Genomic DNA, 17,342 nt, shown 5'->3' with positions numbered 1-17,342 from the left:
CCTCCGGCCACACTCCCGCCGGCACCAGCCGGACCGGTCCTACAGCTGGAGCCGCTCCCAGAGTCCGCCGGCGCCGCCGCTCCCCGAAGTGAGGACACCCGTGAGCCGAGACCGCTCCGAGCAGGGCCCTGCTGGTCGCCCGCTCCCGCCGCGGCTCGACCCGCGCGCCGGGCGTCCGTCCCGTGCCCGCTCCTCCGCCGGCCGCGCCGAGGAGCGCCCGGCCGAGCGCGGTGACGCGGCCCGCGAGGCGACGCCGGGGCGCCGCGGACGCCGCGGACGCCGCGGGGCGATCGTCGCGCGGACGGTGGCCGGCCTGCTCTCCGCCGTCCTGCTCGCCGGGTCCGGCTGGGGCTGGTACCTGGGCCAGGTCGCCGAGGCCACCGTCAACCGCACCGACGCCATCCCGGCCTCGGGCAACGACGAGACCGGCGCGGCGCCCGAGGCCATGAACCTGCTCCTCGTCGGCAACGACAGCCGGGCCGACCTCACCCCCGAGCAGCTCGCCGAGCTGCAGGCCGGTGAGGACTCCGGCATCAACACCGACACGATGATCCTGGTGCACATCCCGGCCGACGGGTCCCGCGCGTCGTTCGTCTCCTTCCCGCGCGACTCCTACGTGGAGATCCCCGGCCACGGCTGGGAAAAGCTCAACGCCGCCTACGCCTACGGGTACGCCGACACCTCCGAGGAGGCGCCGGTCGACCAGCGGCAGGCCGGCGGGGCGCAGCTGCTCGTGCAGACGATCAGCCAGCTGACCGGCCTGCAGATCGACCACTACGCCGAGGTGGACCTGCTCGGCTTCTTCAACCTCAGCTCCGTCGTCGGCGGCGTCGAGGTCAACCTGTGCGAGCCCGTCGACGACTCGCGCTGGTCCGGTGCGGTGTTCCCGGCCGGCCAGCAGACGATCAGCGGCGCGGACGCGCTCAAGTTCGTCCGCCAGCGCCACGGTCTGCCCCGCGGCGACTTCGACCGCATCGTCCGGCAGCAGGTCTTCATCGCCGGCGTGCTGCGCAAGATGCTCTCCGACGAGGTCCTGCTCGACCTGGGCAAGCAGCGCGAGCTGGTCCAGGCCGCCTCCCAGTCGCTCACCGTCGACCAGGGCCTGGACCTGTTCCAGCTGGCCGAGCAGATGCAGTCGGTGACCGCCGGCAGCATCGAGTTCCAGACCATCCCCTACGTCGGCACCGACCGTGACGAGCAGGACCGGTCGATCATCCGGCTGGAGGACGAGGACGTCCTGCACGACTTCTTCGCCCAGCTCTCGGCCGAGCCCGAGGCCCCGGCGGAGCAGACCCCCGAGGCGCCCGCGACGGTCGCGCCGGCCGAGGTCTCCGTCGACGTCCTCAACGGCTCCGGGATCTCCGGGCTGGCCGCCGACGCGGCCACCGACCTGGAGGCCGGCGGGTTCGTCGTCGCGAGCACCGGCAACGCCGACTCCTCGGACTACGAGCAGACCATCGTCCGGTACGCCGCGGGCGACGAGGCGCTGGCCACCACGCTCGCCGGTGCGATCCCCGGCGCCGTCGCCGAGGCCAGCGAGGACGCCACCTCGGGCACCGTGCAGCTGGTCCTGGGTACGGACTTCAACGGCGTCGGCCAGGCCGTCACGCCGCCGGCACCGTCCGAGCCGGTGGAGGGCGAGGACGCCCGCACCGCGGCCGACACGACCTGCATCTACTGACCCTCGGCGGATCTCAGGAGTGCGTGACCGGTGGCCTCACACGGGGGCGCCGGTTGCCTCGAAGGCGGCCAGCTCCTCCGGCGTCCCGAAACAGTAGAAGTCCCCCCGCACGAGGCCCACCCGGTGCCCCGACGCGATGAGCTCGTTGAAGACCAGCGACACGTAGTACTCGGGCATCGCCGCCCCGATCTGCTTGTCCATGAGGCGGTCCGCCGCGTCGAGGAAGACCTGGGCGCGGGGGAAGGAGTAGACGCCCATCAGCGCGTCGGAGGAGATGGCCTGCTTCTCCGCGGTCCGGACGACGAGACCGTCGGGCCCGACCTCGGCGAAGCTGTACCGCGGCTCGGTGGAGGCGAAGGAGAGGAGGAGGCCGTCGACGTCCTGCCCCTCGACCGCCGTCTGGAGAGCACGGAAGTAACCGGGGCTGTCGAAGGCGATGTCGCAGTCCATGATGACCAGCGGCTGATCGGGGTCGAGCCGGCTGCGTGCCTCCAGGCACGTCTCGACCGCGCCGCGGGTGTCGTGGTCGAGCAGGACGATGGACGCCGAGGACTCGACCGCCAGGACCCGCTGGGCCAAGCCGAACTCGCGGTCGTCGTCCTCCCGGACCACGACGGTGACGCTCTTCTCCCCCGCCCACGGCTCGAAGGAGCGCAGCGCGCGCTGGAACATCGGCACGCCCTGCACCTCGATGAGGGGCTTGGGAGTGGTGACGCCGACCTTGCGGAACCGTGTCCCGAGTCCGCCCATCGGCATGAGCACCTGCAGGGTGGTCATCACTGCACCTCGTCCCACTCGTAGTCCCGCGGCTCGGCCGGCGGCTCGGACGTTCGCCGGCCCAGCCGCCACAGCGCCAGGTTGCGCAGCGCCGTCCGGAAGATGTTCCAGTTGCGCGCGTTGGACACCTGGTCCTCCTCGCGCCAGGTGATCGGGACGAAGGTGAAACGCACCTTCCGCCGCACCAGGTCGAGGATCAGCTCGTAGTTGAACGTCAGCTTGTCGGCGAAGCCGAGGTAGGTCGCCGGGTCGAGGTCGCGCAGTGCGAAGAGGTTCAGGCCGGAGCCGAGATCCTGCAGGGGGCGCAGGGCCACCGCGCTGTACACGGCGTTGAGCACCCGGTTTCCCCAGACCCGCTTGGCGTCGTAGCCGTGCAGCCGCGAGCGGCGGCTGAACCGCGAGCCGAGGACGGTCTGCGTCTCCGGGTGCGCCTCGGCGTGGTCCAGCAGCAGCGCGACCTCGTCGCTCTTGGCCTGGTTGTCGCCGTGCAGGATCACGACGTGGGTGTGCCCCGCCGCACGGGCGTGCTCGAAGGCGACCTTGTGCGTGCCGCCGAGGCTGTTGTTCTGCCGGTTGAGGAACACCCGGAGGTTCGGCAGCCGGCCACTGCGCTTGTACTCCAGCGCCCGCTCGAGCGTGTCGTCGGTGCTGCGGTTGTCGATCACCCAGATCTCACGGAGCCGGTGGGCCACCTCGGGGCTGATCTCGTCGAGCACCCGGCCGATCTGCGGTGCGCAGTTGTAGGCCGGGATGGCGATCACGGCGTCCACGGGGTCAGTACCTGGCCTCTCATCGCGGGCTCGGCGGGCACCTCGGACTCGAGGGGCTCGCTGCTGAAGATGTCGGGCTGCTCGTCCCGGACGGGCAGCTCGTACTGGTCGAGGAACCGGTTGAGCGCCAGGACGCACACCCCGTAGTACTTCAGGGCGGTCGCCGGGTTGATGACGATCCGGTGCGTGAGCATCCGGCCGTAGAAGAGCCCGATGTGGAAGAGCACCGCCCGTTGCTCGGCGGGTGTGAGGTGCCGCGTCATCACCTGGGCGCTGATGTAGTCGGCGAGCTCGGCGTAGCGGGCCGAGCGGTGGTCCCGGTACACGATCTCGGGCATCCCGTCGCGGTTGCCGAGCCGGACCGGCGCCTCGTCCTCGTTGAGGAACTCGTAGCCGTACAGCAGGGACTGCATGTGCCGAGCGAAGTCGATGACCGGACCCCGGACCTGGTTGTCGTCCGACGGATCGATCACGAGGACCCGCCGGGTGTCCAGATCGACCAGCACGTTGTCCACGGTCAGGTCGCCGTGGATGTTGGTGGAGGTCCGGTAGGTGGCCAGGTCGCGCCAGGCCTCCTCGTGGGCACGGATGCGGTCGATCACCCGGTCGAAGTTGTCGACCTCACGACCGTTCACGAAGATGCGGTCGGCCTTCATGGCCTCCGCCAGGTCGGGGTCGGAGTCGGCGGCCGCCCGGACGCGCAGCACCAGCCGCTCGGCGACGTAGTCCTCGAGCAGTTCGGTGTGCTCCTCCAGCGGCCCGAGCGCGTACACCTCGTCGTACATGTACTGCCACACCTCGGCCAGCATCGCCGCCCCCTGGGAGAAGGGGTTGCCGTGCACGTAGTCGAACAACGGGACCGAGTTCGGCCGGTACTCGAGGTCGATGGCGTAGTGGTCCTCGGCGTGCTGCTCGCGCAGCACCGTGACCAGCCGGGCGTGGTCTGCGCGCTCGGCCAGCCAGTCGTGCTGGTTCTTCAGCCGGTGCGCGTACTCCGGCGGCACCATCTTCTTCACGAAGGTCTCCCCGCCGGAGGTGGCGAGGATGGTGACGGCGTTCGAGCCGCCCTTGAAGAAGCGGACCAGGCTGACGTTTCCGTTCACCTCGAGCCGGTGCAGCACCTGGCTGAGGTGCTGGCCCTGGAAGTACGCGTCCAGGAAGTGGGTCATCGCGCCGGAGATGTCCTGGTCGCGGCCGAGCTTGTTGACGTACCGGTCGGCCGGGCTCAGCTCGGCACCGGTCAGCGGGGCGCTGGTGCGCCGGGCCCAGTTCACGAACAGGGCGACGACGGCGACGACCAGGACGGGGACGGTGACCACCGCCCAGGTGGCCGTGGCGAAGAGGAGCACCGCTTCGCCGTCCAGGCCGCGCCCGTCCCCGAGGAAGCCGGCCACGCCCTCGGTGTACGCGCCCGGGGCGCCGTTGCCGAGAGCCGGGCTGCTGACGGCCGACGGAGCGGCGGTCGCCGCGGCCCCGTCCCGCCAGCCCAGCGACGGGAAGACGGCGAGGGCGACCAGCAGGGCCGCGCCGGCGTAGCAGACCCACGAGGCGAGCGCGAGGCCGACGTACCGGACCAGCTGGCGGCGCTGCCGGAAGAAGCGCTGGAACCCGAAGATGACCGACCACAGCTTGAACCGGGCGCGGTTCTCCAGCTTGGTGTTGAGCAGGGCGGTGCCGCGCCACGCCAGCCGCATCAGCAGCGCGTTCTCGCGGACCAGCAGCGCGAACGCGGTGATCGCGGCCGCGGAGACCAGCAGCGCGACCAGGGCCACCGAGAGCACCCCGCCCAGCGGGATGTCGGCGAGCGCCGCCACGACGAGCAGAGCGCCGGCGACCAGGACGACGTCCAGCAGCCGCTCGAGGACGACGGCCAGGAGGGTGTACAGGAAGCTGATCCGCAGCGTCCTGGCGATGAGGAAGGCGCGGACGACCTCGCCGAGCCGCAGCGGCCACACGAGGCTGAACAGGTAGCCGATCGACAGGTGCCGGAACTGGCCGGCCAGGCTGCCGCGGCGGACGTTGTCGATCGGGACCTTCGTGCGGGCCGCGCGCAGCACGTGCCCACCCAGCTGGACGACGCAGGCGACGCCGAGCACCGCCCAGTCGCCGCCGGAGAGTCCGTCGGCCAGGCGGGCGGCGCCCGCCACGAGCGAGGGCCACGTGGAGGCCACGAACACGGCCAGGGACGCGAGGGCGAGCCCGATGAGGACGAGACGGCCCCGGGAGTAGCGATGGACCATCAGAAGTGCGGCACCTCGAGCACCGCGAGCCCGGCGGCCAGCGCCGCGTCGCGGCCGGTCGCGGAGTCTTCGAAAGCCAGCCCCTCCGCCGCCTCGACGCCGAGCAGTGACAGCGCCTTGAGGTAGCCCTCGGGGTCGGGCTTGCTGCGCGACACGTCGTCGCCCCAGACCACCACGTCGAACAGCTCCCGCAGGCCGTGAGCCCGCAGGATCTGCTCACCGTTGGCGGACTTGGCCGTGCTCACCAGCGCGGTGCGGTGGGTCGGGGCGGCCAGCCGGAGGAAGGCGATCAGCGCTGCGTTGGCGGTGGTGCGGTCGAGCAGATCCGCGTAGAGCGTGCTCTTGGCCGCGCGGATGGTGTCCACGGCCGTGCGGTCGACGCCCGGCAGCAGGTCGGGGATGAAGTCCCGGGAGTCACGGCCCCACGTGGTGGCGAACTGCTCCGGCGTCAGGTCGTGCCCGGAGGCGGCGAAGGCGGCGCGGTAGGCCTCGTAGTTGGCCTCACGCGTGTCGACGAGGGTGCCGTCGAGGTCGAACAGCAGTGCGCGAACGGTCCCGGCGGTCGGTGCCATGGCTCCAGGCCCCCCAGTGGTCGGTTGTTCAGACATCGGCGCGGTCCCGCACGGGCGCGGCGTCCACGGAGGTCGCGGACGCGCCCTTCGAGCCCCGGAACAGCAGCTTGCTGGCGAGGAAGTTCGCCCCGAAGGAGGCCGGCAACGAGAGCAGCTTGCAGAGGAACGGCGACCAGCCGGTGCCGCCGTGGAGCACCTCGATGAGCACGGAGAAGAGCAGGATCGAGGTGACGTACCAGCCGACGAACAGCAGGAAGGACGAACGCGTGCGGCCGGTGCGGAACGCGTACTTGGTGACGAAGAGGTACACGACGACGACGGCGCACCCGGCACTGACGATGTTGGCCAGCCACGGGGCAGCGCCCAGCCACACCGACGTCTGGAACAGCGTCAGGTCGACGAGCAGGCCCAGGCACGAGCCCAGGAGGAACCGGACGAGCTGGTGCAGCGTCGACCGCGTTCGCGGGCTCACCGCAGCACCCGCCGGCCGGTCGGCTGCACCTGGGCGGCGCCGGGGAACGGCGGGGAGTCGGCGAGTACCGGCTCGTGGAGGTGGCTGGTCACAGGTCTGCGGTCTCTTCTCCGATGCGGGCGGCGCTCGGCGTCCGCACGCGACGACCGCCTCGGGTCGTCGTCGGGCATGGTCGCGCGCGGCGGCACGCATGGGTGGGCTTCGGTCATCGACTGTAACCGCAGAACCGTGGTGCCGACGGGGGGTCCGGACGATCCGGTGCCACCCTCTCCCCATGGACCACAACCGACCCGCCACCCCCGGGGACCTGCTCGCGGCCACGCTGCGGCGGGATGCCGCAGCGCCGCTGGTCACCTTCTACGACGACGGGACCGGCGACCGGGTGGAGCTCTCGGCCACCACGCTGGCCAACTGGGTCGCCAAGACCGCCAACCTGCTCCAGGACGAGTTCGACGTCACGGCGGGCAGCACGGTCGCAGTGGCGCTCCCGGTGCACTGGCAGACCGCCGCGGTGCTGCTGGCGGTGTGGAGCTGCGGCGCGACCGTCCTCGACACCGCGGCGGAGGACGACGGCCGGCTCGACGGCGTCGACGTCGTCCTCGCCGCCCAGGACCGGCTGGCGCCGCTGGAGGAGCAGGACCTCCCCGAGCTGCTGGGCCTCTCCCTGCACCCGCTGGGGATGGGCATGGCCGGCTACGCCGGCCCGGCGCGGGACTTCGCCCTGGAGGTCCGGGCGCACGGCGACGTCTTCACCGCCTGGCAGCCGCCCGACCCGGGCGCGCCCGGCCTCCTGGTGGGCGGGCTGGAGCTGACCCTCGGCGGGCTGGCCGGCACCGCGGCGGAGCTGGCCGACCGGCTGGGGATCGCCGAAGGCGACCGGGTGCTGGTCGACGACGTCGTCGCCGCCGAGGCCGGCCCGGTGGCGTGGCTCCTGGCCCCGCTGGCCGCCGGCGCCTCGATCGTGCTGGTCCGCTCCGCCGACCCGGGCCGGCTGCCGGGCCGGGCGTCCGCCGAGCGGGTCACGGCTACGCTCGGACGCACGATCGACGGCGTCCGCGAGCTGGGCCGTCCCTCCTGAGACGTGGCCGCCCGGCCGGCCACGACCCATCGCGCGCCGGCGAGGAGCTCCCGTGACCTTCTCGGTTCTCGCCCGCGACCCGGCCACGGGGCACCTCGGCATCGCGGTCTCCTCCTGCATCCTGGCCGTGGGCCGTGCCGTGCCAACCGCGCGGCCGGGCGTGGGCGTGGTCGCCGTCCAGGCGCGCAGCCGGCGCGGGCTGGGGCCCTCCCTGCTCCAGGGACTCGAGGAGGGGGCGACCCCGGCCGAGCTGGTCCGGGCCGCCGCGCACGCCGCCGAGGACGTGGACCGGCAGATCGCCGTCCTGGACACCGGCGGCGCCGTGGCCGCCGACACCGGGCGCGGCTCGTTCCCGGTGAGCGGGCACCTCGTCGGCGACGGGATGAGCGTCCAGGGCAACATGCTGGCCTCCACCGACGTGCTGCCGGCCATGGTGCGGGCCTGGGACGCCACGACCGGGGACCTCGCCGACCGGTTGCTCGCCGCGCTCGCCGCCGGGCAGGACGCCGGCGGCGACCTGCGCGGCCGGCAGTCCGCCGCGCTCCTGGTGGTCGGCGGGACGCCGGCCACCGAGGAGGACGACGGGGTCCGGGTGGACCTGCGGGTGGACGACTCCGCCGACCCGGTCGCCCAGCTCCGGATGCTGCGCAACCTGCAGCGCGCCTACGACGAGCGGGACTACGAGCACCTCGCCCTGTTCGCGCCGGAGGGTGCCCGCGACCTCTACGCCGCCCCCGCCGCCCCGGCACGCGGCGACCGGGCGGCCGCCCGGGCCGCGCTGGAGGCGATGCGGTCCCGGCCGGGCTGGTCGGCGTGGCTGGCGGCGATGGCCGGCGACGCCCGGCTGGCGGCGGTGTCCCGGCTGCTCGACGGCGCCGGCCCGGACGTCAGGTGCTGAGCACGCTGGCGCCCACGCACAGGCCCCAGACCAGGCCGAGGACGAGCAGCACCTTGTCGCGCAGCACGATGTCCTCGGGTGCCCCGGCGTCGCCCCGGTCGACGTCGACCGCGTAGCGCAGCAGGGCGAGCACGAAGGGGGCGATCGAGATGGTGGTCCAGGCGATGCCGTCGTCGGCCCGCATCTCGAAGGCCCAGAAGCTGTAGGTCGTGCACGCCACGCCGGCCGAGAGACTCCAGACGAAGCGCAGGTAGCTCGCCGAGTACTCGCGCAGCGCCCGCCGGGTCTCCCCCTGCTCCCCCAGGGCCACCAGCTCCGCGTAGCGCTTCCCCGCCACCATGAACAGCGCGCCGAAGGCGGACACGAGGATGAACCACTGCGAGACCGCGATCCCCGCGGCCGCGCCGCCGGCCACGCCGCGCAGCACGAAGCCCGACGCCACGGCGGCCAGGTCGACGACCGGCTGGTCCTTGAGCCAGAAGCTGTAGGCCACCGAGATGGCGACGTAGCAGGCCAGCACCCCGGCCAGCTGCCAGCGGGTGAGAAGGGCCGCGCCGGTCAGGGCGACGACGAGCAGCACCACCCCGGCGACCACCGCCACCGGGACCGGCACCGCCCCGGAGGCCACCGGGCGGAACCGCTTGCGCGGGTGCCGGCGGTCCTGCTCGACGTCACGGACGTCGTTGAGCAGGTAGATGCCGCTGGCGGCCAGGCAGAACACCACGAACGCGAGCGCGGTGGCGCGCAGCACCGACGGCTGGAACAGCGTGCCGGCGGCCAGGGGGACGGCGAGGACCAGCACGTTCTTCGTCCACTGCCGCGGTCGCATGGTGCGCAGGACGCCGAGGGCCACGGCGCCGGCGCCGCCCCGCCGCGCACCGGCGGCCGGCGCGGCGGTCCCCGGCTCCGCAGGCTCCACGGCGGGCGGGACGGTGCCCGGCTCCGCGGGCTCCGCGGCGGTCACCGTGGGCAGGTCGGCCACGACGTTGTCGGCGAACACCGCCCGCACCGTGGCGTTGCGCCGTTCGTCCTCGACGTCCATCCCACCTCCTCCGGGCTCATGCCGCACGCAGGGGTGGCCCCCGGCTCCTCCGGCCGGCCGGCCGAACTGATGTGTAGTCCACGGTAACCGGCCCCGGGAGACAACCCCTGCGATCAGGGAGCCGGGGCACCCGTCCAGCCGGGCACGACCACACGGGTGGGTGACAGGTCGTAGCCGCGCTCGGGGTGGGGCACGCCGAACCGGTAGACCTGCACGTCGCGGATCTCCGGGTGGCCGCGGATGACGGTGTCGAGCTCGGTGACCGACGAGGTGCGCTGCACGGGCGCGAACAGCCCGCCGCGGGCGACCGCCCAGGTGTTGTCGGCCAGACCGTCGCCGTCGGCCCCGAAGCGCCAGAGCACCCCGTACTCCGCGGGCTCGGTGATCCCGTACCGGACCACCGGCTGGCGCTGGCACGGGAAGGCGAAGGCGAACTGCCAGGCGACGGCGACCGCGGCGTCCTCGGGGAGGTACGCCGACAGCGGCACCCGTGGCAGCACCGAGGGCCCGGTGAACGCCAGCCACCCGCCGGTCCCGCCGCTGCGGTCCTCGGCCACCAGGCGGAGGAGCGCGGCGTCGCCCGCCGGCCCGGCGTCGAGCACGAAGGTGCGCCAGCGCGGCGCGTCCTGGCGGTCGGTGAGCTCCTGGGTGGCCACGACCTCGCCGTCCGCGCGGGCGTACTCCACGCGCAGCTCGTTGCCCACGGTCAGCCGCCCGGCGGCGAGCACGGCCAGCGCCTCGTCGTCGCCCGTGGCCGGGACGGCGAACCACGGCGTCACCTGCTCGCCGGTCGCGTCCTCTCCCCCGCCGTCCGGCAGGCTGCCCCACGCGTACCGGGCCACCCCGGTCCCCGGCGCGGCCGGCGGCGGGCCGGGCGCGAACCAGCCGCCGCCCGGGACGAAGTCCCCGGGCCCGGGCGCCTCCGGTGCCGCCGCGTCCGGCTCCAGCGGCCGGGCAGCGGACACGTCGAGGACGTCGATCCCGCCGGCGGCGCCGCAACCCTCGGCCGACGGGTCGGTCAGCGAGTCCGCCCAGGGCGACCAGGGCAGGCCGTCGAGCGTCCGCAGGGTGGCCACGGCGAAGCTGCCGAGCAGGTGCCCGACCGAGACGGCCAGGAACACCAGGACGAGCACCGGCACCGCGACCGGCCACCCCCACCCGGTGCGCCGTCTCCGCCCCACCAGCCGGACGGCCAGCAGCACGACGACGGCGACCGCCGTCCAGGTGGCCAGGCTGCCCAGGACGACCGGCCCGACGAACGGCGGTTCCCCGGGGTGCGGCATCCCGGGCAGCCACGTGTAGGGCCAGCTGTTGGGCCCGTGCAGGGCCAGTGCGGCCACCACGACCGCGGAGCCCACCGCGAGCACCGGCGTCACCGGGGAGGCCGCCGTCTCCCGGAGCAGGCGGCGGACCAGCACCGGGGCCGACACGAGGAAGAGGGCGAGGAAGAGCGGTCCCAGGCCGGACAGGGCGCCGAAGTGGTGGGTCCACTTGCTCGGGGTGAGCCAGAGCAGCAGCAGCGCCGCGGCCAGCGACTGCCCGGCCAGCAGCAGCGTCGCCGGGATCCGCAGCCCGGAGGCCCGGGCGGCGACCGACAGGACGAGGAACCACAGCAGCGCCGCGATCCCGGCCAGCACCGCCGCGCGGCGGGCGTAGGACCCCATCGGGATCTCGTTGAGCAGGAAGCCGTAGCGCTGCCACTCGTCGTACCAGGAGTTCTGCTCCTGGATGGACAGGAAGATCTCCTGACCGCGCCGGAAGTCGTACAGCGACCCGTCGGCGAAGGCGGCCACCGCCGCGAACGCCCCGGGTGCCAGCAGCAGCGCCACCCGCGCCGCCACCCCCGAGCCGGCGGCGTCCTCCCGCACCAGCCGCGCCAGCCGCGGCAGGGCGGCCACCAGCGGGGCCAGCGCGACGAAGCCCGTCGGGTGGCCGGCCACCGCCAGGCCCGCGGCCCCGACGGCGAGCGCGACCGGCAGCAGCCGCCGGCGCCGCAGGCCGGCGAGGATCCCGGCCAGGACAGCGAGGGCGAGCACGCCGACGACCGCCTCGGGCCGGACCCCCATGCCGTAGGGCAGCCACCAGGCCAGGAAGACCGTGGCGAGGACGACGACGGTCACCGCGCCGCCCCACCGCGCGCCGGCGACCGCGGCGGGCAGCGCGCCCGGGCGGGTCGTGAGCCGGCGCAGCAGCACCCAGGTGGCCAGGCCGCAGACCAGCGCGGGCACCCGCAGCAGCGCCGGGCTGTCGCCGAGTTCCTGCCACCAGCCGAGGAACCGGTAGAACCAGGTGAACGGCGTGAAGGACTGGTTGAGCAGCTGGTAGTAGTTGCCGACGAACCCCTCCTGCTCGGCGTTGCGGGCCATCGCGGCGTAGTAGCCGTCGTCGTCCGACAGCGGCGCGAGGAAGAGCCAGAGCACCGCCGTCGCGACGACGACGACGTCGACCGCCGCGGACAGCACGCGGGCCGCCGGCGCCGGCTTCCCGCCGCCGGACCGGGAGGTGTCCGGGCGCACGGGCGCGCGCCGGCGGTCGGCCCGCCACAGCGCGACCAGCGAACCGGCGGCGGCGAGCAGCGCGAGCGCAACCAGCACCTGCTTGAGCCGCGTCGGCGTGGTGTTGAACTGGTTGTCGACGGTCAGCTCGACGCGCAGGTCGCCGTCCGAGGGCAGCGCGGTCAGGCTCGTGGCGAGGACGTCGACGTCGGGCAGCGCGTCCGCCCCGCCCGCCGCGGCGGCGACCTCACGGCCGTCGCGCTCGAGGACCAGGCCGCCGGCGTCCCCGGTGACCCGGTACGCGCAGTCGCCGGCGGCGACCGGCTCGTCGAGGAGCTCCTGGCCGCGGTCGAGGACGGCCAGCCGGCCGTCGCGGGCGGTGACGAGCAGGCCGTCGGTGCGGGCCGCCGGGTGCCCGGGCTCCAGCGTGGAGACGAGGACCCCGTCGGGGGTCGCCGCGGCCGCCCGCACCGCCGCGCAGCTGAAGGAGACGTCGACGGCCAGCGGCTGCTGGTTGGTCAGCTCGAGCATCGTGGACGCCGGCCGCGCCGGGTCCTGCGGCCAGCTGACCGTGGGCACGCTCATCTCGACCGGCGCGAGCGGCAGCGCCACCGAGCAGGCGATGGCGACCAGCGCCAGCAGCAGCGGGAGGACCCGCCGCACCCGGCCGCCACGGGACGCCGACGGGCGGTCGGTGACGTCGGGACCGGCGGGCACCCGGTCGACGACGTCCAACCCAGTCCCCCTCCACCGCCGACCGTCCTGGCCGGGCGTCAGTCAACACGGTCGGGGCGGAACCCGTCACGCGGCCGTCGCCCGATACGGTCCCTGCGTGCGACTGCGGACCGCTCCCGGCGAGCCCTCGCCGGGAGCCGCGCACTGAGCGCCACCGAGCGCCGGAGGCTGGCGCCCGCGCTGAGCTGGGTCGCGCTCAGCGTCGTCGTCTCCGGTGTGCTCACCTACGGCTACCTCGCGCTCGTCGCGCGCAGCCTGCCCGCCGACGAGTACGGGTGGTTCGGCGCCTACTGGTCGCTGGCGCTGGTCGTCGGCTTCGGCGTCTTCCTCCCGCTCGAGCTCGAGGTGACCCGGCTGGTGCACCGTGCGGGCGGGGGCGGACTCCCGGCCGGGGCGGGCACGGCCTGCGCCGTGCTCACCGGGGCCAGCCTGGCAGCGGTCCTGCTCGCCGGCCCGCTGCTGCTGCCGGCGCTGGGCGGGCACCGCGGTCTCCTGCTGGCCCTCGGTGCGGTCTGCGTCGTCTCCGCCGGGCAGTTCCTGCTGCGCGGGCTGCTGCTGGGCAACGGGCGGTACGGCACCCACGGCACCGTCCTGCTCACCGACGCGGCCGCGCGGGTGGCCGGCGCGGCCGCCGTCGCGGCACTGGTGGGACCGGCCGACGCGACGGCGTTCGGCTGGACCCTGGTCGCCGCGCTCGTCCTGGCACACCTGCCGCTGCTCGGCTGGCTGGCCCTCCGGCCCCGACCCGCGCCGCCTCCCGGGGCCCGCGCCGAGCGCCTCGGGCTGCCCGCCGTCGGCCACCTCGCGATCGGCACCCTCTGCGCCCAGGCGCTGCTCAACGCCGCGCCGGTGCTGGTCACCGGCACCGCCGGGCCCGGGGAGGCGGCCGCGGCCGCCGCGTTCGTGGCCGCCTTCACCCTGGTGCGGCTGCCGCTGTTCGTCGCCGTGCCGCTGCAGAGCGCGCTCCTGCCGACGCTCACCGACGTCGCCGCCCGCCCCGAGCCGGGCCCACGGCGGCGGATGCTGGGCGGGTTGCTCGCCGGGACGGCCGCGCTGGCCGCGGTCGCCGGAGTGGTCGGCGCGCTGGCCGGACCGCCCGCGGTCGCCCTCGTGTTCGGCGAGCGCTACGCGGTGGCGGCCGACGTCGTCGCCGTCCTCGCGGTCGGCAGCGTGCTGCACCTGGGCCTGCTGGTCTGCAGCCAGGCCGTGGTGGCCGCCGGGCGGCACCGCGACAGCGCCCTCGCCTGGGCCAGCGGGCTGGTGGTGGCCGCCGGGGTCGCCGCGCTCGTCCCCGGCGCCTCGGCGCGCGGGGCGTGGGCGTTCGCCGTCGGGACGGCGGCGGCGCTGGCCTGGTGCACCGTCGCCCTGTTCCACCACCGGCCGCAGCCGGCGCCGGCGGCCGCCCGAACCGGAGGAGGGACCCCGTGACCCGGCTCGACGTCCTGGTGTCGCTCGACTACTACGCGCCCTACGTCAGCGGCCTGACCAACGTGGCCCGAGACGTGGCGGTCGGGCTCGCCGCCCGCGGCCACCGGGTGCGCGTGGTGACCAGCCGGCACGACCCGTCGCTGCCCGAGCACGAGGTGCTCGACGGCGTGGAGGTCGAGCGGGCCCCGGTCCTGGCCCGGGTGGGCAAGGGGGTGATCTCCCCGGCCCTGGTCCGGCGGACGCGGGCCGCGGCCGCATCGGCCTCGGTGGTCAACCTGCACCTGCCCATGCCGGAGGCCGGCCTGCTCACCGGCGTCCGCACCCCGCTGGTGACCACCTACCACTGCGACGTGAGCCTGCCGCCGGGGCTGGTCAACCGGGTGCAGACCGCCGGCGTCGACGCCGCCAGCCGGCGCGCCCTGCGGCGGTCGCACCGGGTGGTGGTGTCCAGCGACGACTACGCCCGGCACAGCCGGCTGTGGCCGGCGATGTCCGACCGCACCGCCGTCATCCCCCCGCCGTGCCGGCCGCGCACGGGCGGGGTCCCCCGGTTCCGGGACGGCGACGGCCCGCACATCGGGTTCCTCGGCCGGATCGTCGAGGAGAAGGGCCTGCAGTACCTGGTCCGCGCCGTGCGCGCGCTGCCCGACCCCACCCTCCGGCTGCTCGTCGGCGGCGACTTCGCCGGGGTGGTCGGCGGCTCGGTGGTGGACGAGGTGCGCCGGCTGGCCGGCGAGGACCCGCGGATCCGGCTGCTCGGCTTCCTCCCCGAGGAGCAGATCCCCGACCTCTACGCCTCGCTGGACGTCTTCGCGCTGCCGTCGGTGAACGCGTTCGAGGCGTTCGGCATCGTGCAGGTGGAGGCGATGATGAGCGGGGTGCCGGTGCTGGCCAGCGACCTGCCGGGGGTCCGGACGCCGGTGCAGGAGACCGGTTTCGGGGTCGTCGTCCCCCCGCGGGACGTCGCGGCGCTGACCGCCGCGCTGGCGCAGCTGGCCGCGGCGCCCCCGGACCGGGCCCGCGGTTCGGCCCGCGCCCGGGAGCGGTACGCGTTCTCGACGGTCCTCGACGCCTACGAGTCCGTGTTCGGCGAGGCCGCCGGGCTGCCCTGAGCCGGCGTGCTCCTCGCGGGCCCGCCGGCGGCGATGCGGACGACGACGTTGCCCCGCTTGCGACCCGTGTCGACGTAGCGGTGCGCCTCGGCGATGTCGGCCAGGTCGTAGGTGCGGTCGCGGACCGCCCGGTAGGAGCCGGCCTCGGCGAGGTCGACCAGGAACGCCAGGTCCTCGGCGGTGGGCTTCCCGACGGTGGCGATGACGCGCTTCCCCGTCGTACGGCTGCGCCACGGTGCCCGCAGGATCCCCGGCAGATCGGCGATGACGAGCAGCAGCGCGCCGCCCGGGTCGAGCAGGTGCCCGACCCGCTCGAACGGCGCGTTGCCGACGCAGTCGACGATCACGTCGTAGCGGGCCGGCCCGGCGGCGAAGTCGTCGGTCGTGTGGTCGATCACCCGGTCGGCGCCCAGCGAGGTCACCAGGTCGCGGTTGCCGCCGCTGCAGACGCCGGTGACGTGTGCCCCGGCGTGCGTCGCGAGCTGCACCGCCGCCGTCCCGACCGCGCCCGACGCCCCGTTGACCAGCACCCTCGCACCCGGCGCGAGGTCGACCTGGTCCAGGAAGCCGCGGGCGGTGAGACCGCCGAAGACCAGCGCCACGGCGTCCTCGAACGTCATGGTCCGGGGCTTGAGGGCGATGGCGCCGTCCTGCCGCACCCGGGCGAACTCGGCGTGGCCGCCGAACTCCGCGCCGGGCATCGCGACGACCTCGTCGCCGGGCCGGAACCGGGTGACGCCGGCGCCGACCGCCTCGACGACGCCGGCGAGGTCCATGCCCAGCACGCGGCGCTTTGGCCGGAAGGCCCCGATGCCGGCCGCCGCGAGCAGCCCCAGCCCGCGCGGCACCTCGCGGCTGCGGGCCCGGTGGTCCGCAGCGCTGACGGTGCTCGCGCACACCCGGACGAGCACGTCGTCCGGGCGCACCGGCGGGCGCGGCAGCTGCTCGACCCGGACGTTCTCCGGGCCACCGAACCGGGAGTAGACCGCGGCCCTCATCGCACGGCCTGCTCGGACGGGAGGGCGGCGACGGCGGCGGGCCGGAAGCCCTTGACGGTGAGGTAGACGCCCAGCGAGAACTCCCAGATCGCGATCGGGAGCGCGGCGACGGCGATCGGGCCCAGCCGGTCGGCGACGCCGAAGAAGATCGCGATGTCGGCGGCGAGCAGCAGCGGGGCGCCGATCAGCCCCAGGGTGGGCAGGATGCGTGGCACGAGGCCGGACCGGTACAGGACGTAGCCCAGGCACAGCGCGTTGAAGACCGGCATGAGGCTCTGGCTGAGCAGGAACGTCCAGTCGTAGGTCGCGGTCAGGGTGGAGCCGACGGTGGCCAGGGACGCGGGATCCGCGTCGGCGCCGCCGGCGACGTCGTTGCGCAGGGTGACGAGCGTGAGCACGCTGACGACGCCGACGATGATGAGCGCGCCCTCCACCACGCGGGCGGTGACGAACCCGATGGCGGCCGTCTGGCTGACCCGCCTCGCCACCGGGAAGAAGACGACGGCCGTACCGATGCCGGCGAGGGCGACGACCACCTCGGAGAAGGCGCCCCACAGCACGCCGGTGTCGCTGCCGGCGCCCAGCACGAAGCCGGCGCCGTCCCGCACCGGCTGGAACACCATCAGGGTGGGCATCGACACGAACGTGAGCAGGTACAGGATGCCGGCGGCTCGGGAGGTCCGGCGCAGCGAGTCGGGCGACGGGCGGGTCGCTCCGGGGGTGTGGGCGGTGGTGGTCATGTCGCGGTCCTTCCGGGTCGTGCGGGAGTGGAGGTGGACGGCTGGTCCGGGCCGAGTCGGGTGACGGCGAGCAGCGGCAGGCCCAGGTCGCGGACCCTGCGCAGCAGGCCGTGCAGTGCCGCCTGGTCGACCACCGGACCGGTGAGGACGGTGCTGCCGTCACCGGCGCGGCTGAGGCTCATCCCGTCGAACCAGACGGCCCAGCGGGCCTCGAGGTGGCCCCCGAGACGGATCTCGTAGCGGCTCGGGTCGGAGGGGCCGCCGGTGGTCTGCGTCGTCATCGAGTCCCCCTGTCCGGTGTCGT

Annotated in this window: 15 protein-coding genes; 5 read left to right on the top strand and 10 right to left on the bottom strand. The window is 74.7% G+C overall.

The genetic code is table 11. From position 1 onward, the window contains the following. Window positions 1-100 precede the first annotated feature (100 nt). Window positions 101-1,681 (top strand): LCP family protein, encoded by a 1,581-nt coding sequence (locus tag MY526_RS13610; RefSeq protein WP_436692658.1) that lies wholly within the window; start codon window positions 101-103, stop codon window positions 1,679-1,681. 36 nt (window positions 1,682-1,717) lie between these two features. Here MY526_RS13610 and MY526_RS13605 read toward each other — a convergent pair whose 3' ends face one another. From MY526_RS13605 to MY526_RS13585, 5 genes are read right to left on the bottom strand one after another with little or no spacing between them, the layout of a single operon-like run. After that, complete coding sequence (locus MY526_RS13605; RefSeq protein ID WP_436692657.1) at window positions 1,718-2,458, bottom strand: glycosyltransferase family 2 protein; 741 nt, start codon at window positions 2,456-2,458, stop codon at window positions 1,718-1,720. Then, window positions 2,458-3,228 carry a glycosyltransferase family 2 protein gene (locus tag MY526_RS13600; protein ID WP_436704088.1) on the bottom strand — a complete coding sequence of 257 codons (771 nt, stop codon included), beginning with the start codon at window positions 3,226-3,228 and terminating at the stop codon, window positions 2,458-2,460. The genes MY526_RS13605 and MY526_RS13600 overlap by 1 nt, the downstream gene beginning before the upstream one ends. After that, the gene (locus MY526_RS13595) at window positions 3,216-5,468 is read right to left on the bottom strand and encodes a lysylphosphatidylglycerol synthase domain-containing protein (protein ID WP_436704087.1); all 2,253 of its coding nucleotides are present in this window, start codon (window positions 5,466-5,468) and stop codon (window positions 3,216-3,218) included. The genes MY526_RS13600 and MY526_RS13595 overlap by 13 nt, the downstream gene beginning before the upstream one ends. Beyond that, window positions 5,468-6,040 (bottom strand): HAD family hydrolase, encoded by a 573-nt coding sequence (locus MY526_RS13590; protein ID WP_436692654.1) that lies wholly within the window; start codon window positions 6,038-6,040, stop codon window positions 5,468-5,470. Before MY526_RS13590 ends, MY526_RS13595 begins: the two co-directional genes overlap by 1 nt. A gap of 28 nt (window positions 6,041-6,068) precedes the next feature. Beyond that, the gene (locus MY526_RS13585; RefSeq protein ID WP_436692653.1) at window positions 6,069-6,512 is read right to left on the bottom strand and encodes a GtrA family protein; all 444 of its coding nucleotides are present in this window, start codon (window positions 6,510-6,512) and stop codon (window positions 6,069-6,071) included. A gap of 274 nt (window positions 6,513-6,786) precedes the next feature. Here MY526_RS13585 and MY526_RS13580 point away from each other — a divergent pair, with 274 nt between their 5' ends. After that, entirely contained in the window at window positions 6,787-7,590 is an 804-nt protein-coding gene (locus tag MY526_RS13580; protein WP_436704086.1) for a TIGR03089 family protein, read from the top strand. 52 nt (window positions 7,591-7,642) lie between these two features. Further along, a complete protein-coding gene (locus MY526_RS13575) occupies window positions 7,643-8,488 on the top strand; it encodes a DUF1028 domain-containing protein (protein ID WP_436704085.1) in 846 nt (281 codons plus the stop codon). Here MY526_RS13575 and MY526_RS13570 read toward each other — a convergent pair. Both MY526_RS13570 and MY526_RS13565 read right to left on the bottom strand, forming a co-directional pair. After that, a complete protein-coding gene (locus MY526_RS13570) occupies window positions 8,478-9,530 on the bottom strand; it encodes a decaprenyl-phosphate phosphoribosyltransferase (protein ID WP_436692650.1) in 1,053 nt (350 codons plus the stop codon). The two genes, MY526_RS13575 and MY526_RS13570, sit on opposite strands and share 11 nt — an antisense overlap. A 113-nt stretch (window positions 9,531-9,643) precedes the next feature. Further along, a complete protein-coding gene (locus tag MY526_RS13565; protein WP_436704084.1) occupies window positions 9,644-12,760 on the bottom strand; it encodes an arabinosyltransferase domain-containing protein in 3,117 nt (1,038 codons plus the stop codon). Between the two features lie 216 nt (window positions 12,761-12,976). Between MY526_RS13565 and MY526_RS13560 the strand changes: the two genes are divergently transcribed. Together MY526_RS13560 and MY526_RS13555 are read left to right on the top strand one after the other, a co-directional pair. Next, window positions 12,977-14,188: a hypothetical protein gene (locus MY526_RS13560; RefSeq protein WP_436704083.1), complete on the top strand. Its 1,212-nt coding sequence runs from the start codon at window positions 12,977-12,979 to the stop codon at window positions 14,186-14,188. Continuing rightward, entirely contained in the window at window positions 14,185-15,300 is a 1,116-nt protein-coding gene (locus tag MY526_RS13555) for a glycosyltransferase family 4 protein (RefSeq protein ID WP_436704082.1), read from the top strand. Before MY526_RS13560 ends, MY526_RS13555 begins: the two co-directional genes overlap by 4 nt. Here the strand turns inward: MY526_RS13555 and MY526_RS13550 are convergent. Genes MY526_RS13550 through MY526_RS13540 form a run of 3 tightly spaced genes read right to left on the bottom strand, consistent with a single transcriptional unit; the run spans window position 15,261 to window position 17,319 of the window. Beyond that, window positions 15,261-16,298 carry an NAD(P)-dependent alcohol dehydrogenase gene (locus tag MY526_RS13550; RefSeq protein ID WP_436704081.1) on the bottom strand — a complete coding sequence of 346 codons (1,038 nt, stop codon included), beginning with the start codon at window positions 16,296-16,298 and terminating at the stop codon, window positions 15,261-15,263. The genes MY526_RS13555 and MY526_RS13550 overlap by 40 nt on opposite strands. Further along, entirely contained in the window at window positions 16,295-17,038 is a 744-nt protein-coding gene (locus MY526_RS13545; protein WP_436692645.1) for a DUF4386 domain-containing protein, read from the bottom strand. The genes MY526_RS13550 and MY526_RS13545 overlap by 4 nt, the downstream gene beginning before the upstream one ends. After that, the gene (locus MY526_RS13540) at window positions 17,035-17,319 is read right to left on the bottom strand and encodes a hypothetical protein (protein WP_436692644.1); all 285 of its coding nucleotides are present in this window, start codon (window positions 17,317-17,319) and stop codon (window positions 17,035-17,037) included. Before MY526_RS13540 ends, MY526_RS13545 begins: the two co-directional genes overlap by 4 nt. Window positions 17,320-17,342 lie beyond the last annotated feature (23 nt).

The organism is Geodermatophilus sp. CPCC 205761 (genome assembly GCF_051383655.1).
In the GTDB taxonomy this organism is placed as follows: domain Bacteria; phylum Actinomycetota; class Actinomycetes; order Mycobacteriales; family Geodermatophilaceae; genus Geodermatophilus.
Note: the sequence above shows the minus strand (reverse complement) of the source record. Positions and strands in the feature narration are given on the sequence as shown.

What these genes read in the sequence shown, in the direction of transcription:
- MY526_RS13605 (WP_436692657.1), bottom strand. Translation starts at nt 2,458, where the DNA reads ATGACCACCCTGCAGGTGCTCATGCCGATGGGCGGACTCGGGACACGG.
- MY526_RS13595 (WP_436704087.1), bottom strand. Translation starts at nt 5,468, where the DNA reads ATGGTCCATCGCTACTCCCGGGGCCGTCTCGTCCTCATCGGGCTCGCC.
- MY526_RS13590 (WP_436692654.1), bottom strand. Translation starts at nt 6,040, where the DNA reads ATGGCACCGACCGCCGGGACCGTTCGCGCACTGCTGTTCGACCTCGAC.
- MY526_RS13580 (WP_436704086.1), top strand. Translation starts at nt 6,787, where the DNA reads ATGGACCACAACCGACCCGCCACCCCCGGGGACCTGCTCGCGGCCACG.
- MY526_RS13570 (WP_436692650.1), bottom strand. Translation starts at nt 9,530, where the DNA reads ATGGACGTCGAGGACGAACGGCGCAACGCCACGGTGCGGGCGGTGTTC.
- MY526_RS13550 (WP_436704081.1), bottom strand. Translation starts at nt 16,298, where the DNA reads ATGAGGGCCGCGGTCTACTCCCGGTTCGGTGGCCCGGAGAACGTCCGG.
- MY526_RS13545 (WP_436692645.1), bottom strand. Translation starts at nt 17,038, where the DNA reads ATGACCACCACCGCCCACACCCCCGGAGCGACCCGCCCGTCGCCCGAC.
- MY526_RS13540 (WP_436692644.1), bottom strand. Translation starts at nt 17,319, where the DNA reads ATGACGACGCAGACCACCGGCGGCCCCTCCGACCCGAGCCGCTACGAG.